The sequence below is a fragment of the Bacteroides sp. genome (assembly GCF_029057325.1).
Taxonomy (GTDB): Bacteria; Bacteroidota; Bacteroidia; order Bacteroidales; family Bacteroidaceae; genus Bacteroides.
In genome coordinates, this window is the sequence record NZ_JAICZW010000161.1 from 14,296 (window position 1) to 29,482 (window position 15,187).

Consider the following 15,187-nt stretch of genomic DNA (forward strand, 5'->3'; position numbering starts at 1 on the left):
TTTATCACTCAATCACTCTGCCACTCTACCACTTTAAATTAATGTTCATGACTATGTGCCGGAATCGCATTCGTTGCCGAGGCAAGTTTCACCTGATAAGCTCCTCGGGTGACGATGCGGTCGCCCGCTTTCACACCGGAAAGGATTTGCACGCTCTCGCCATTGTCGGCACCGGGCGTGACGAGCTGCTTTTGGTAGCCTTCTTCATCCAATTGCAGATAGACGAAGAAGCTGCCTTGCTCTTCGGTCAGTGCGCTGTGCGGAAGGGAAATCACGTTCTCCATGGGGGAGGAGAGCAAGAACACCTCTACAAACGAGCCAGGGATGATGTCGCCTTTGTTGTTGAACTCGAACGTCACCGGCACGTAATAGCCGTTGGCATCCGAAGCCTTTCCGTAAGAGAGCATACGTCCGTCCAGCTCTTTCAGCGCATATACCTTATTATCATAGGGAGTGCGGAAGTTGGCGGAGCTGATGGTGCTCAGGTAGGCATAATACTTTTCGGACACATCCGCACGCAAGAACAGTTTCCGGTTCTGAGTGATGCTGACCAGCGGCTGTCCTACTTCCACGTAGTCGCCCTCTTTCACCAGCAGGCTTTTCACGTAGCCGCCGATGGGCGAAACCACTGCCTGTCCGTTTGCCGAATGGTTGCGGGCAACCGCCTCATAGCTGATGCGTGCATTTTCGTAGGCCTGTTCGGCTTGTGAAAACTCTTTTTCTGATACGATTTTGTTGCCCACTAACGCTTTCATGCGTTCGTATTCTTTCTTGGAGACTTCGTATGCGACGCGTGCTTTCTGCACCGGGTCGCCTTCTGCCATATTTTTGGAGGAGAGCATGACCAGCGGCGTACCTTTGTTCACGCTCATGCCTTCGATTACCTTTCCTCTGAAGGAGACAACGCCCGCTACCGTGGCTACGGCAACGCTCTCTTCTCCTTGGGCAGCCATCACTTGGCCGCTGACTTTGATAACCTGGTGGAAGGTGCCTGGCTCGATGACACTGGTTTCTACGCCGGCAGCTTTTGCTTTAGCCGGTGGCAGGATGATTTCGTCGCTACCTTCGGCGTGCCGGTCATGTCCTTCGTGCTCATGGTCATGTCCTTCGTGCTCATGGTCATGTCCCTCGTGCTCATGGTCATGTCCATGTCCTTCATGGTCATGTCCATGTCCTTCATGCTCATGTTCATGTCCTTCATGCTCTTCGTGTACATGATTGTGTTCTTCGTGATTATGTCCTTCGTGTCCGGATTTACCGGTGCAGGAGCCTAATAGGAAGAGTCCCAAGACTCCCATGAAAATTGCTTTTTTCATGCTGTTATGTTTATTTGGTTATACTTCGTAGAAAGAGTATGTATTGAAACACGGATTGCTTCCTATGGTTTCAACACAAGAATAGAATAATAAACTTAAACTAGTAACGAAGGGGGTGCACGAAGCCCCGTGGCACGTATGACAAACGTGTCGTGAAGCGTTTCCTGATAGATGCACTTCCGGCTCCTTGCGTCGGATTCGGACAAGGATGGAAAGTTAATGAGAGGTTCTATGAGCAGTGTTATCACCCGTGGAATGTCCGGATGCGACCCGGCATTATCTGACTGGGGGGCTTGTTGCACAAAATGGGTGGCTATGCACCCGGTAGTATTGCAGCAACTATGGTCGTCGGTAGGAGTATGATGGCTATGTTCACAGCAATCGGCAGTGATGTTTTTCTTCATACATATCATGCCGTCGGTGTGGTGATGGTGGGGAATGACAGGAACCATCAGTACCATCATACTGATGAAAAGTAGTATCCGGGCTATGTGTCGTTTCCTTTTCATTCCTTCTCTCTCTTTGGACGGATGCAAAGATAGAAGTTCGTGTTTTAATAACCAAACGCAGAAAGCTAAAAAACATTCGGATGGCCGTGGATTGCAAACGGTTTGCATGATGAGTTTTGACATCTCTTTCTATTTTCTATAAACAGAACGGGAAGATGTGAAAAAAAAGCAGGCTTTTGTAATAGTCTGTTTTTCTGTGGTTTATATGCCTGTTCTCAGACACTTGTGTCTGTCGTCTCAAACACTTGTGTCTGTCATCTTGAACACAAGTGTCTGTCGTCTCAGAAGCAAGTGTCTGTCAACACGACTATAATTGGCTAGAACAGGCATGTTGTATGCTCGTTCTTCCGGCATGCCGCTTTTTCTTGTCGGATGGGTGCCGGCTCGTCGTTGTCCGCTTGTCTGGCGTGCTTGCATGATCGGAAGCGGGGTCTTTGAGATATGCTTTCTCCCCTATATTTACAGAAAACATAATTTTTAATCAAAAACAATAAAGACAATGATTTATGGTTACATTCGCGTGAGTAGCGACAAACAGACAATAGAGAACCAACGCTTTGAGATTAGCAATTTCTGTGAGCGGGAGAAAATCAAGATTGATGGCTGGATAGAAGAGACCATCAGCGGAATGAAGTCATACGACAAACGGCAGTTGGGCCGCCTGCTTGACGAAGTGCGGAAAGATGACCTGATTATCTGTGCCGAGCTCTCCCGCCTCGGTCGGAATCTTTTTATGATTATGGAGATATTGAATATCTGCATGACCAAAGAATGCCGTGTCTGGACCGTTAAAGACAATTATCGCTTGGGCGATGATATCCAGAGCAAGGTCCTCGCCTTTGCCTTCGGCCTGTCTGCTGAGATAGAACGCAATCTGATTAGTCAAAGGACCAAAGAGGCATTGGCTCGCAGGAAGGCGGAAGGCTCTGCGTTGGGACGACCGAGAGGCAGAAAGAGTGCGGCCGACAAGTATAAGTTGTCGGGAAAAGAACCCTTGATAAGGGAGTTGCTGACAGGAAAAGCCTCAAAGTGCAAGATTGCCCGAATATGCGAGGTGGACCGCAACACCCTCTCGCGCTTCATAAAGGAGCGCCAGTTCTAATTTGCGGAGTTGCGTTCCAGTTCTTGCAGAGAGTCCATTTTCTTCTTCTCAAGGAATTCATAGATGCTGCTCAGATGTTCTTTTACTTGCTTGTTGCCGAATTCATAGACTTTGGTCACCAGACCGTCCAGAAAGTCACGGTCGTGGCTGACGACAATCAGCGTGCCGTCAAAATCCATTAACGCCTGCTTCAGGATGTCTTTGGTTTTCATGTCCAGGTGGTTGGTTGGCTCGTCCAGAATCAGCAGATTCACCGGTTCAAGCAGCAGTTTGATCATGGCGAGGCGTGTGCGCTCTCCACCGGAAAGTACCTTCACCTTTTTCATGGACTCCTCGGGTCCGCCGAACATAAAGGCTCCCAACAGGTCGCGTATCTTGTTACGGATTTCGCCTTTGGCCACATCGTCGATGGTCTGGAACACGGTCAGGTTCTCGTCCAACAAGGAAGCCTGGTTTTGCGCGAAGTAACCTATCTGTACGTTGTGCCCGATGGTGAGCGTACCTTCGTGCTCTATCTCCTTCATAATGCACTTCACCAAGGTGGATTTTCCTTCACCGTTCTTGCCTACGAAGGCAACTTTGTCTCCCCGTTCGATGGTAAGGTTGGCATTCTTGAAGACAACGTGGTCGCCGTAGCTCTTTCCTACACCTTCCATGATGACGGGATAGTTGCCCGAACGGGGTGAAGGAGGAAATTTGAGGCGCAGGGCCGAGGTGTCTTCTTCGTCCACTTCCAGCAGTACCAGTTTCTCCAGCATCTTTACGCGGCTTTGCACCTGCAAGGTCTTGGAATAGGTGCCTTTGAAGCGTTCGATGAACTCTTTGGTCTCGGCAATGAACTTCTGCTGTTCGTCGTAAGCCTTCTGTTGCTGTTCGCGGCGCTCCTTGCGCAGTTCCAGGTATTTGGAGTAGTTCACTTTGTAGTCGTAGATGCGTCCCATGGTCACTTCGATGGTGCGGGTGGTGATGTTGTCCACGAACTTGCGGTCGTGACTGATGACGATGACTGCCCTTCCGTTGTTGACGAGGAACTCTTCCAGCCACTGTATGGATTCGATGTCCAGGTGGTTGGTAGGCTCGTCCAGTAGCAGTACATCGGGCTTTTGAAGCAGCAGCTTGGCAAGTTCGATGCGCATGCGCCATCCGCCGCTGAACTCACTGGTCGGGCGGTTGAAATCCTCGCGGGCAAAGCCCAGACCGAGCAGTGTTTTCTCCACGTCTTCCTCATAGTTGGTGGAGTCGATGGCATAGAACTTCTCGCTCAAGGTGGAAACTTCTTCAATCAGTTGCATGTAGCTGTCGCTTTCGTAGTCGGTGCGTGTCTCCAGTTCCTTGTTGAGGCGGTCTATTTCAGCTTCCATTTCATGCAGATGGGCGAATGCCTGTGCTGCCTCTTGGAATACGGTGCGTCCGTCTTCCGTCATCAGGTGCTGGGGCAGATAGGCTATGACGCACTCTTTGGGAGCGGAGATGTTTCCGCGTGTAGGTTGTCTGACGCCTGCCAGAATTTTCAGCAACGTGCTTTTCCCCGCTCCGTTTTTCCCCATCAAGGCGATGCGGTCTTTCTCGTTGATGACAAAGGATATATCACTGAATAAGGTAGTGCCGCCAAACTCTACGGCCAATCCGTCTATTGAAATCATGGTGTATCTTTTGAAATGAGGCGCAAAGATAGTGTAAAATAGGATAGGACCGTTAAGGTTGTATGCAAAAATTGTAGTGGGAGAGACGGCTTTTGCATTTGAAGGAGTTATCGGGAGTTATTCGGGAGTTATCGGCCAATACTCTACTTTGAATAAGTTAAACTATTGGCCTTTAGCTTCTAACGGAGCAAAGCGGAGTGATAACTCCCTTTATCCGTTATGACACATCCTCCTTTAGAAGTCTTTACTTCTCGTTCTCTTCTTTTTCCGCCATTTTCTTTTTCACGAATCCTATTTTCAGCCGTGCTTCCTCCATGTTCTTCCTGATTTCCGTCATGGAGGCGAGTAGCTGTGCCAATTCATAAACGTCGGCAAGTGCCTGACGGTCGGAGGCGGTCATGGTAGTGGAGTAGGGGCGTTCTCCCTGATAGTTCACCTTGATGTTTTTTTCCTTATTCAGATAGAGGAAGCCCATCACGTTGCCGTCTTCTCCCATTTTGAAGTCGGCTTTTTCAATCTTTTCGCCGAGATCGGTGGTTTCGTAGCTCTCTTTGGCGGCAGGTGTCTCGGCAAAGCTGCCATCGGGAGCGATGACTTTGACGGCCACGTGGTGGATGTTGTGAGTGCCGCAGTAGATGGAAGTCATGCTCATCACGCCGTTTTCGTCCACTTGGAAACGGAGGAACGAGCGGTGCAGGTTCTTTTCTATCACTTGAGAGGGATGCAGGTAGTTGCCTGTTTGCTGATATTCGGCATCTTTCTCAAAAGTGTATTTATTTTTGATGGCATCAAACTCTTGTTGCTTGGCTTGCAACATGCTGTCCAGATAGACCATGCTCTTTTCCTGTTCTTTCAGTTCCACTTCCTGCATCAGTCCGATGCCGGCACGACGGGTGTCGAAGGCTTTGGGGTAGAGTACTTTAATACTGTCAATCAATATTTTCGCTTCATTGTAGTTGCCTGCCTCAAAGGCTTCGCGGGCGGCTTGCAGTTTTTCGCCGGCTTTCTTTTCTACATCTTCGCAGGCGAAGAGCGTGCAGCAGAGGCACGCCAGTAACGTAACTTTCTTCATATTTGCTGTTCTTGGAGTTTGTTGGGTGCAAAAATACAGATAATATCCATATCTTTGCAGCGAATTAATGTGCAAATGTGATGGATAATCTGCCAATGTGCAAAGATGCTGATGTGTAAATGAACCGACCTTGATAGTATAGAGTTGGGGAATTGACGGGCATATCGGATTATTAGCATATTCATCACCTTTAATTATGTCAGAGCACTGGTGTTTTATCACATTTGCATATTATCACTTTATCACATTATTATTATGATAGAACTGACAGCAGAAGAACTGAAGCAACATTTTAGTGACGATATATTCAGACGGATATCCGAAACGGCGGATGAACTGGGATTGGAATGCTATGTGGTAGGCGGATACGTCCGCGACATTTTCCTGCAACGCCCTTCCAAAGATATCGACGTGGTAGTGGTGGGTAGCGGCATTGCCATGGCCGAAGCGTTAGGCAAGCGTCTGGGGCGCGGTGCGCATCTTTCCGTATTCAAGAATTTCGGTACGGCGCAGTTGAAGTATCGTGGCACGGAAGTGGAGTTCGTGGGTGCACGCAAGGAGTCTTATACGCACGATTCCCGCAAGCCGATTGTGGAGGACGGTACGTTGGAAGATGACCAGAACCGTCGCGACTTCACCATCAACGCTCTGGCAGTCTGCCTCAACCATGCACGTTATGGCGAACTGGTGGACCCTTTTGGTGGTATTGAGGACCTGAAGGAGAAGACCATCCGCACGCCGCTTGACCCCGACATCACCTTTAGCGATGACCCTTTGCGCATGATGCGCTGTGTGCGCTTTGCCACTCAGCTTGGCTTCTACATCGATGATGAGACGTTTGAGTCGTTGGAACGGAACCGGGAACGCATCTCCATCATCTCCAAGGAGCGCATTGCCGATGAATTGAACAAGATAATCCTATCGCCTATCCCTTCCAAAGGATTCATCGAACTGGATCGTTGCCGTCTGTTGGAACTGATATTCCCCGAATTGGCACGGTTGCAAGGCGTGGAGACGCGCAACGGGCGGGCGCATAAAGATAATTTCTACCATACACTGGAAGTGCTGGACAACATCAGCAAGAAGACAGATAACCTCTGGTTGCGTTGGGCGGCATTGCTGCACGACATCGCCAAGCCTGCCACCAAGCGCTGGGAGCCCCGTATCGGCTGGACTTTTCATAACCATAACTTCATTGGCGAGAGGATGATACCCGATATCTTCCGCAAGATGAAACTGCCGATGAACGAGAAGATGAAATATGTGCAGAAGATGGTTGGTCTGCACATGCGTCCCATCGTGATAGCCGATGACGTGGTGACCGATTCGGCAGTGCGCCGTCTGCTGTTTGAGGCGGGAGATGACATCGATGACCTGATGACTCTTTGTGAAGCCGACATCACTTCCAAGAATATGGAGCGCAAACAACGTTTCCTGAACAACTTCCAATTGGTGCGTCAAAAGCTGAAGGATTTGGAGGAACGTGACCGCATCCGCAATTTCCAACCGCCTGTCAGTGGCGAGGAGATAATGGAGATCTTCGGACTTCCTCCCTGTCAGCAAGTGGGTGCCTTGAAGAGTGCTATCAAGGATGCCATTTTGGATGGCGTCATTCCCAATGAATACGAAGCCGCCCGTGCATTTATGTTGCAACGGGCGGAGAAAATGGGATTGGAACCTGTGTAATATATATCAATACGGTGAAACAGATAAAAAACACAAATTACACAAATCACACGAAAAGAGAAGTGAAGCGATGGCTGATGCTCAGGTGTTTGAATCCCTTTTGTGCAATTTGCGTAATTTGTGTTCAGATTTTTGTTTCGATGCTCTCCATGAAGGGCATGGAAAGCTTATTCAAAATCGGGTAGGGTTACGAAGAAATGAGGATTCGGCGTATGCTGTGCACGGATGATTTCTTTCATTTTCGCTACGATATCCGGATGCTGGGCAGTAATGTCGTGGTCTTCGTGGATATCATCGGCCAGGTTGTAAAGAAACGGTTTTCCCTTCTTCACCACCAGCTTCCAGTCGCCCATGCGGACACCTATCTGGTCGGTTTCGTTGAATTCCCAGTAGAGGAAATCGTGTGTTTGCTGCTCGCCTTGGCCCAATAGTGTAGAGACAAAGGAGATGCCGTCGAAATAGTCCGCCTCTTTTTTCTTCTTATTGCGGTATTTCTTGACGTAATCCTTCACGCCTGCCAAGTCGCAGAAGGTAGGCATCAGATCGTAGAAGGCACACTGATGGTCGCTGACGCTTCCGGCAGCCACCTTGCCCGGCCAACGTACAATGAACGGCACGCGGATACCTCCCTCGTAGCACTGGCGCTTCAGGCCGCGCAACTTTCCGTCCCGGCCGAAGAACGTAGGATCAGCACCTCCCTCTTCGTGAGGACCATTGTCACTGGTGAAAATGACGATGGTGTTTTCGTCCAATCCCTTCTCTTTCAGCTTGGCAAGTACCTCGCCCACATAGTGGTCCAGACGGGTAATCATACCGGCAAACTGAGCATGCGTATGCACGGAAGGATTGTAGCGCGATCCTTCCTGGCCGCCCCATGTCTTGTCCACGAAGAACTTCCGTTTGTAACCTTCTAAGATGGAGTCTTCCGGCTGTGCCAGCTCGGCATGCGGTAGCGTGTAGGTGAGGATGCCGAAGAAGGGCTGCTTGCCGTTCTGGCTGTCCAGCCATTTCAGAGCCTCCTGATGAATCATGTCGGCAGAATACTGCGGACGCTTGAGGTACTCTTTCCCATACATGGGATACTTGATGTTCTCTTCCATCACCACACGCGTCACTGCCGTGTCGCCGGCCGAGCGACTGTAGCGGTTCAGGAAATTGGGGTAATAGAGGTGTGCTTGGAACTGGCAGATATATCCGTAGTACTCGTCGATGCCACGCTTGTCGGGGGTGGATACAGATCCTTCGTAGCCGCCGGCCCACTTGCCGAACATGCCGGTGGTGTATCCGTTGTCCTTCATTATTTCGGGTAGAATGACATGTTCCGGGTCATAAGGATGCTGGCCCACAACGGTATATTCCTGGTTGTTGCCGTAGTGCATCATCGGTACATTGGTCCAATACTCCTTGTTTCCACGCACTTCGCAGTGTCCTGAGTGTTGTCCGGTCATGAACGAGGCGCGCGAGGGCGCACTGACGGGACTGCCTGCATAAGCTTGCGTGAAGAGCATGCCTTCGTTTGCCATCCGGTCGATGTTGGGCGTCTGGATATACTTTTGTCCATAACATCCCAGATCACCATACCCCATGTCGTCACACATGATGTAGATAATGTTGGGCTTTTCATTCTTTTTTTGCTTCTGCGCATACAATCCTAAAGAGGAAAGTGCCAATCCACCGGCCAATAGCCAAAAACGTTTATTTTCCATATTATGATAATTGAGTGTAATAATATACTTCAGTTTCTGCAAATATTATACTTTTATTTTTTAGAATGCAAGTTCGAAGCCTTTTTTTTATTTGATTGACTACGTTTTCTGCATTCTTTGGAGATGGCTACCTATGAAAAGGTCCGCCTTTGAGCCTTGGACAGGCCGATGGCGGACCATTTTCTATTTAGGTTCTAGATTGTTATTTCCAGGCTTCCTGCTGCTCCAGTTGGTCGTTCAGCAGCAATTCATCCGATGGAATCGGGCGTAGGTAGTATTTGTCAAGCCATCCCTTGCCGGCTTTAATCGGATCCAGGTAATAGTACAAGTGACCGCAGTTCCCCATGGTAGCCAACTCGCTTTCCGAAGCTTCCAGCTTTGTGGCAGGGTTTAGAATACCGGTACCTCCAGAAGTAGCCTTTCCGTTGTTGAAAGTAGCTGCTACATTGTCCAAATAAACACCATAGTGTTGCTTGTTGACAAAGTAGTCAGCCTTTTTCCAGCGGCGTACATCTTCCCAAGAGAAACTTTCACCCATCAACTCAATCAGACGTTCGCGGCGGATTTCCCACAACACTGCATCTACGGTCTGGTCACGATCAGGGTCGAAATCAGAACCGATGGCACTCACTTGCATAAGACCTACTTCCGCACGGTCACGCAGTTTATTGATGGTAATATCGGCTACCGACTGGTCGAATCTTCCCAGTTCCCACATGGCTTCGGCATAGTTCAGTATCACTTCCTCTATCTTGAAGACCGGTTTGTCGGAGGTTTCCATCGCATAGTTTTGGTCTTGCTTGTCCCAAGAAGCATGATGTTTCCATACGAAGTATCCACTCTTTCCACGTTGGTAACCGGCTCCGGCATAAATCAACTGAAAACCGGCAGAAGTAATGGCGTCACTCATCACATTAGACAAGCTCACATTGGGTACGTTTCTCAAGTAATTGCCGGCCCAGTTACTGGAAGGCAGAGCTTTGTGGTAAGGAATCTGATGATAACCACTTGCCCAGTTGGGAATCCTGTAAGTGCCATTGGTTGCATTATAGATGCCGCGCGGAGAGAATTGGTTGATGTATTCCATCCAGATTCCGCCGGCAGATTCGTCCAACTTATAGGTGTTGGCATCTCCCTGACCCAGTACATGATAAGGAGGCATAATCATCTGCCACATACGTGGGTCGCGCATACGGAATGTGCGATACATATTACAGTTGGCGTAATCGTAAGTGGCACCTTCCTTATAAGATTTGGTTTCCGGATCGTAATCATAGTGTTTCACGTTACGGTTGTGAATGGGCAGACCGTCTTTGGTCAGATAGAGATCTACCGTAGATTGCGGCATTTCAAGGCTTGCCGAACCGATGTGTTCGAAATGGCCCAGACGGTGCATCTTGTAGTTCTCTACATATTTCACATAAAGCAGTACGCCGGGAACTTCCTGCAAATCTTCGCTTGTCCACATTTCTCCCCATCCTTTTCCCGGATGGATATCCTGTGAATTACCCTTATAAAGGGTAGGATACTTGTCTATCAATTCCTTGGATACGGAAGCACAAGTCTGCAACAATGTATTTCCTGTCACATAGCTCTTAGACGAGCATTCCGATTCGTCCACTGAATGATATTTGCGCCAAGTACCTTCGAAGAGTGTGAAACGAGACATGAAGGCCTTCATTACGTCGCTGTTCAGCATATTAGGCTCAGCTAGGTTGTCCTGTACGTTCTCAATACACCAAGTCAGCTCCTTATAGATTTGGTCGGCTACATATAGGCGTGAATCGCGTGCTTTGGTCAGCTCTTCCGAGGTGTCGGAAAGCAAGTGGTCCACATAGATGACATCACCGTAGTTCACCAACAATGAGTAGTGGGCGTAGGCACGGAAGAAACGTGCCACAGATTCCAAGTGCAGACGCTCATTGTCAGTACATGCCGGGTCGTCGATATGATCCAGCATAATGTTTGCCCAGCGAATCCAATAATAGGGATTGCTGTAGGCGCCATCGCTTGTAGGGATGGTTACTGTCTGGTTGGCGTATGAGTTGGAGATGTTTCCCACACCAGCGCCATAATTGGTCAGAATTCCTGAGTAAATATCACGGGTAGAAGTTCCCAGTGCGCCGGAGACTATGGCAGGTCCCTGAAACGATGTGTACCCTCCACCGAACATTTGGTAAAGGTTGGCCAAGTAGTTAGAGCAAGTGGCGAATGATGTAAAGGCGGTTGCATCGGTCACCTCTGTGTTCGGGAGTCTCTCCAAGTAAGAGTCATTACACCCGGTCAGTCCTAATACTGCCGCTATGGTCAAGGTTTGTAATATCTTTTTCATGATGAATATTGTTAAGAGTAATAACTTAGAATGAGATGTTCGCACCAAAAGAGACTGTGCGATAGAGCGGATAGCCCCAGCTGAGAGTCTCAGGATCGATTCCGGACGGCAGTGAAGAGAAGGTAGCCAAGTTTTCAGCACTTACAAACAAGCGTAGTTGTTTTACCTGAATCTTGTTCAGCCACTGTTTCGGGAACGAGTAAGAGAGGGTCACATTCTTGATACGCATATAAGCGGCACTGCTCAGCATGTGGTCATTGGTGCGACGGTTGGAACTTGCATTGGCTATAGAAGAAGTGGAGCTTCCCCAGATACGGGGCAACTTGGCATTCGGATTAGCAGCCACCATGTAATCGGGGCTTGTCGGATCCATACTCTTCGGAGTCCAGTAGTCGGTAGTGCCTTCAAATAGTGGCGAGAAGGCCACATCTCCTGACATAAAGGTATAGTACAATTCGCTGCTATTAAAGTAGTCGCGTTTGCCGATACCCTGCAACATCACGCTCAAGTCGAAGCCAGCATAGTTCACACCCAGGTTGATGCCATATTGATATCGTGGTGTCGTATTACCGATGATGGTCATATCACCTGGTTTGTCGAATGTATTTTTACCATTGTTGATTTCGTTGACATCGCCTTCGCGATTGTCACCATCGCGTAGGTTCTTGAATTTGTAGTCACCCGGACGTGGACTATATCCGTTCAAGGTAGGCACGCCTTCTTTCAGTTGCCAAGTAGCTGTGTCTTCAAAATCGTTTATAGTATAGAAACCATCGTAGCGGTATCCCCAAAGTTCGCCTATGGTCTTGCCTTCATACAGGTAAGAGAGGCTCTTGTCTTCGTTGAAGTTCAGTGAAGTAATCTTCGACTTGTAGTCCCACAGGTTGAAACCGATATTGTACCCCACTTTGCCAATCTTGTCGCGCCAAGCCAGTGAGATTTCCCAACCGCGTGTGCGCATCTTACCTACATTTTGGTTCGGGGCTGTGGCGCCCAATACGGCTGGCAGTGCAACACTCTGAGAAAGGATGTCCTTCGTTTCGCGCTGGTACCACTCGAAGTTACCGGTCAGGCGACTGTTGAGCAACGCAAAGTCAAGTCCCACGTTAGTGGTCGTGATGGTTTCCCAAGTGAAGTTGGAACTGATCAGGCCGGGAGCGCCGATGACGGTCATGTAGCCTTCGTCGTTGCCATTGAGCCATACAGTGGACTGTGTATTCAGTGCCATGGTGGCGATATAGTCGTAGTAGCCGGCAGAGTTTTGGTTACCGATGGAGCCGTGAGACAGACGCGGTTTGATTTGGTCGATGATGTTGCGAGTGCCTTCCATGAAGTTCTCTTCTGCCATGTTCCATGCCAATGAGAACGAGGGGAAGAAAGCAAAGCGAGAGTTTTTAGGGAACTTGGACGAACCATCGTAGCGTCCATTCACTTCCAATAGGTACTTGCCCTTGTAGTCGTAGTTGAAGCGGAAGAAACCACTGCGGATGGCATAGCTCTGGTAGTTGTCTGAGGTAGTGACCTTGCCTTGTGCATTGCCCATAGAGGGGATGTCAGGCAGAGCTTGTGTCTCGGCATTCGTATTGTAATACTTATAATCGTAATCTTCCTGAGAGAAACCGGCCATCAACGAGAAATTGTGGTCTTGCAGCAGGTTGTACTTGTAAGTGGCGTAAGCATTGTATGCATTACGGGCGTTGTAGAAATAGCGTGCCACATAATAGTCCTCTCCTGAAGGCATAGACGATACACCTTCTTGGATGTCGGCTGCTTTCCACTTGCCCGAATAGTAGTCGAAGTTGGTAGCCTGCTTCTGGTAGGTGTATTCGAATACGGCTTCCAACCCCTTCACCGGACGTACGATAGACTTGAAGAAGAAACGCGGCGTGTCGATGGTGGTGTGACGTGAGTTACTGTTCTGGATGATAGCCAAAGGCGTCTTGATGAGGTTGCCTGCCGGGTCGATGCCTTCGGGCAGGAAGTTATGAAGACGAGTCGAATACATGAAACCACTTTCATCGTTCAGATAGTCACGCTTCTGTTGTGAGTAGTTGATAGTAGCTTCTTGCGTGTACCATTTGGTAACGTCTGCCGAAATTACGCCGTTGAATGTCATACGCGTATAGTTGTCCTTATCACCCTGTAACGGACCGTTTTCCGTATAGCGGTTGCCTGACATGCGGAAACGAATGCGCTCTGTCGCTCCGCTTACCGTGAAGTTATGAGTCTGTGAGAAACCGGTTTCCATCATGCGGTCGTACATGCTCTCCTGCTTCAGGTAGTAGCGCTTGCCGTCTTCGTTGGCTACCAGGATGCCGGTATCTTCATAGAAAGTACCCAGGCTGGAGAGTGCCGAACGGTTGTTTTTGTACACATCCAAGTAGTTCAACCAAGAGTCAATGTTCTGGTTGTTACCACCGGCATAGGTGTTACCCAGTGTTTCCTTATAAATAGGAAGGAAAGTTTCCAGTCCCACTTGTTTGGGAGTGTTGATGGCGTTGACAAAACCGAAGTTGTTGTTGTAAGTCACCGAAATCTTCTCCTCCTTGTTGGGGCGCTTGGTGGTGATGAGTACCACACCGGCGGCTGCGCGTGCACCATAGATGGCTGATGAGGAGGCATCTTTCAGTACCGTTACCGACTCAATGTCCTCGGGGTTCAGCGTATCGATATCACCGGGAACGTTGTCAATCAGCACCAGCGGCGCCAAAGCGGAAGTTCCATCGTTGCTGCCGGAGAAGGTAGCCGTACCACGAATCTGGATGCTCTTTCCTGTCTGTCCCGGCGTATTGCTACCACTGGTGATGGTCAGACCGGGAACGGCACCCTGCAAGGCTGCGGCGGTATTGGGTTGCGGACGGCTTCCCAATACTTCGTCCATTTTCACTGTAGATACGGAACCGGAGAGGTTGGCCTTCTTCTGCGTGCCGTAGCCTACTACTACGACTTCTTCCAGTTGTTTGGAGTCTTCTTCCATCACCACATGAATCACATTTCCGTCAATCACTTTCACGTTAACGGTCTTGTAGCCTATGTAGGTAATCTGCAATGTGACCGGCAATTTGTCAACTTCTAATGAGAATTCTCCGTCGATGTTTGTAATGCAACCGATGGTCGTATTGGGTACAATGACAGAAGCGCCGATGATCGTTTCCTGCATTTTGTCCACTACGATACCTTTCACAATATGCTTCCCCGATTGCTGAAGAGTGTGTACGGCAGGTTTTCCTGCTCTGTCTGTGTCATGAACAATGTCTTTCTGTCCGGGCAAAGCTGCTGAAGCCATACTTCCCATTGACCAAAAAAGAACCACCAAAGCAAACAAGAAAGAAGCTGGCTCTGGTTTACATGATTTTTTTTTCATACTTTAGATCTGTTTTTAATTAATAACTTATGTTGCCTAATACAATGCAAACCTTTGAAATTCCAAACAGCCACTACCCTAAGACTAGTTTTAGTAAACCAATACTGAAAGCATATTACTCACTTGTTGTCTATTGTAATTGAGTCTTACTAACCAACTTCTCAGGTTTTTAGAATTTGTTATTATATTTTATATTGTAAAGGTGTGTAAATATAATGATATTTAAATTCTATGTTTACTGAAGGATATATTATTTATGCTTATTTAACAATGTCTTAGGTGTCAGCGGAAAAGTGATGGATGAACAATGAGAACCAATCATCGGTGCTAATGTGCCTATACAGCGTATGGATACGGGAAATATATGGCTCATCCGGCATTTGGAGTGATAATCGGGCTTTTAGCCCGCTAATGATAGAAAGCGTCATTGTGCGCTGTCACTCCAAATATCGGATGA

The 15,187-nt window shown here is 48.6% G+C and carries 9 protein-coding genes; 2 read left to right on the forward strand and 7 right to left on the reverse strand.

Annotated features, from left to right (window positions below; translation table 11 throughout):
- Window positions 1-38: 38 nt before the first annotated feature.
- Both K2G43_RS10405 and K2G43_RS10410 read right to left on the reverse strand, forming a co-directional pair.
- Window positions 39-1,316, reverse strand: coding sequence for an efflux RND transporter periplasmic adaptor subunit (locus tag K2G43_RS10405; protein ID WP_300154905.1), 1,278 nt, complete (start codon window positions 1,314-1,316; stop codon window positions 39-41).
- Window positions 1,317-1,411: 95 nt separating this feature from the next.
- Window positions 1,412-1,825, reverse strand: coding sequence for a DUF6769 family protein (locus K2G43_RS10410; protein WP_300154908.1), 414 nt, complete (start codon window positions 1,823-1,825; stop codon window positions 1,412-1,414).
- A 499-nt stretch (window positions 1,826-2,324) separates the two neighbouring features.
- On the opposite strand from K2G43_RS10410, the gene K2G43_RS10415 reads away from it, so the two are divergent.
- Window positions 2,325-2,927, forward strand: a complete 603-nt coding sequence (locus tag K2G43_RS10415) for a master DNA invertase Mpi family serine-type recombinase (protein ID WP_297643315.1) — start codon at window positions 2,325-2,327, stop codon at window positions 2,925-2,927.
- Here the strand turns inward: K2G43_RS10415 and K2G43_RS10420 are convergent.
- Entirely contained in the window at window positions 2,924-4,570 is a 1,647-nt protein-coding gene (locus tag K2G43_RS10420; RefSeq protein ID WP_300154911.1) for an ABC-F family ATP-binding cassette domain-containing protein, read from the reverse strand. The two genes, K2G43_RS10415 and K2G43_RS10420, sit on opposite strands and share 4 nt — an antisense overlap.
- Window positions 4,571-4,814: 244 nt before the next feature.
- Window positions 4,815-5,642 carry a hypothetical protein gene (locus K2G43_RS10425; RefSeq protein ID WP_300154914.1) on the reverse strand — a complete coding sequence of 276 codons (828 nt, stop codon included), beginning with the start codon at window positions 5,640-5,642 and terminating at the stop codon, window positions 4,815-4,817.
- A 255-nt stretch (window positions 5,643-5,897) separates the two neighbouring features.
- Here K2G43_RS10425 and K2G43_RS10430 point away from each other — a divergent pair, with 255 nt between their 5' ends.
- Entirely contained in the window at window positions 5,898-7,328 is a 1,431-nt protein-coding gene (locus tag K2G43_RS10430; RefSeq protein ID WP_297644092.1) for an HD domain-containing protein, read from the forward strand.
- A 167-nt stretch (window positions 7,329-7,495) separates the two neighbouring features.
- On the opposite strand, the gene K2G43_RS10435 is transcribed toward K2G43_RS10430, so the two are convergent.
- The 3 genes from K2G43_RS10435 to K2G43_RS10445 form a co-directional block, all read right to left on the reverse strand.
- Complete coding sequence (locus K2G43_RS10435; RefSeq protein WP_300154917.1) at window positions 7,496-9,034, reverse strand: arylsulfatase; 1,539 nt, start codon at window positions 9,032-9,034, stop codon at window positions 7,496-7,498.
- A gap of 202 nt (window positions 9,035-9,236) precedes the next feature.
- Entirely contained in the window at window positions 9,237-11,366 is a 2,130-nt protein-coding gene (locus K2G43_RS10440; protein ID WP_300154920.1) for a RagB/SusD family nutrient uptake outer membrane protein, read from the reverse strand.
- A 25-nt stretch (window positions 11,367-11,391) separates the two neighbouring features.
- Window positions 11,392-14,652, reverse strand: coding sequence for a TonB-dependent receptor (locus K2G43_RS10445; protein WP_300154922.1), 3,261 nt, complete (start codon window positions 14,650-14,652; stop codon window positions 11,392-11,394).
- Window positions 14,653-15,187: the final 535 nt, after the last annotated feature.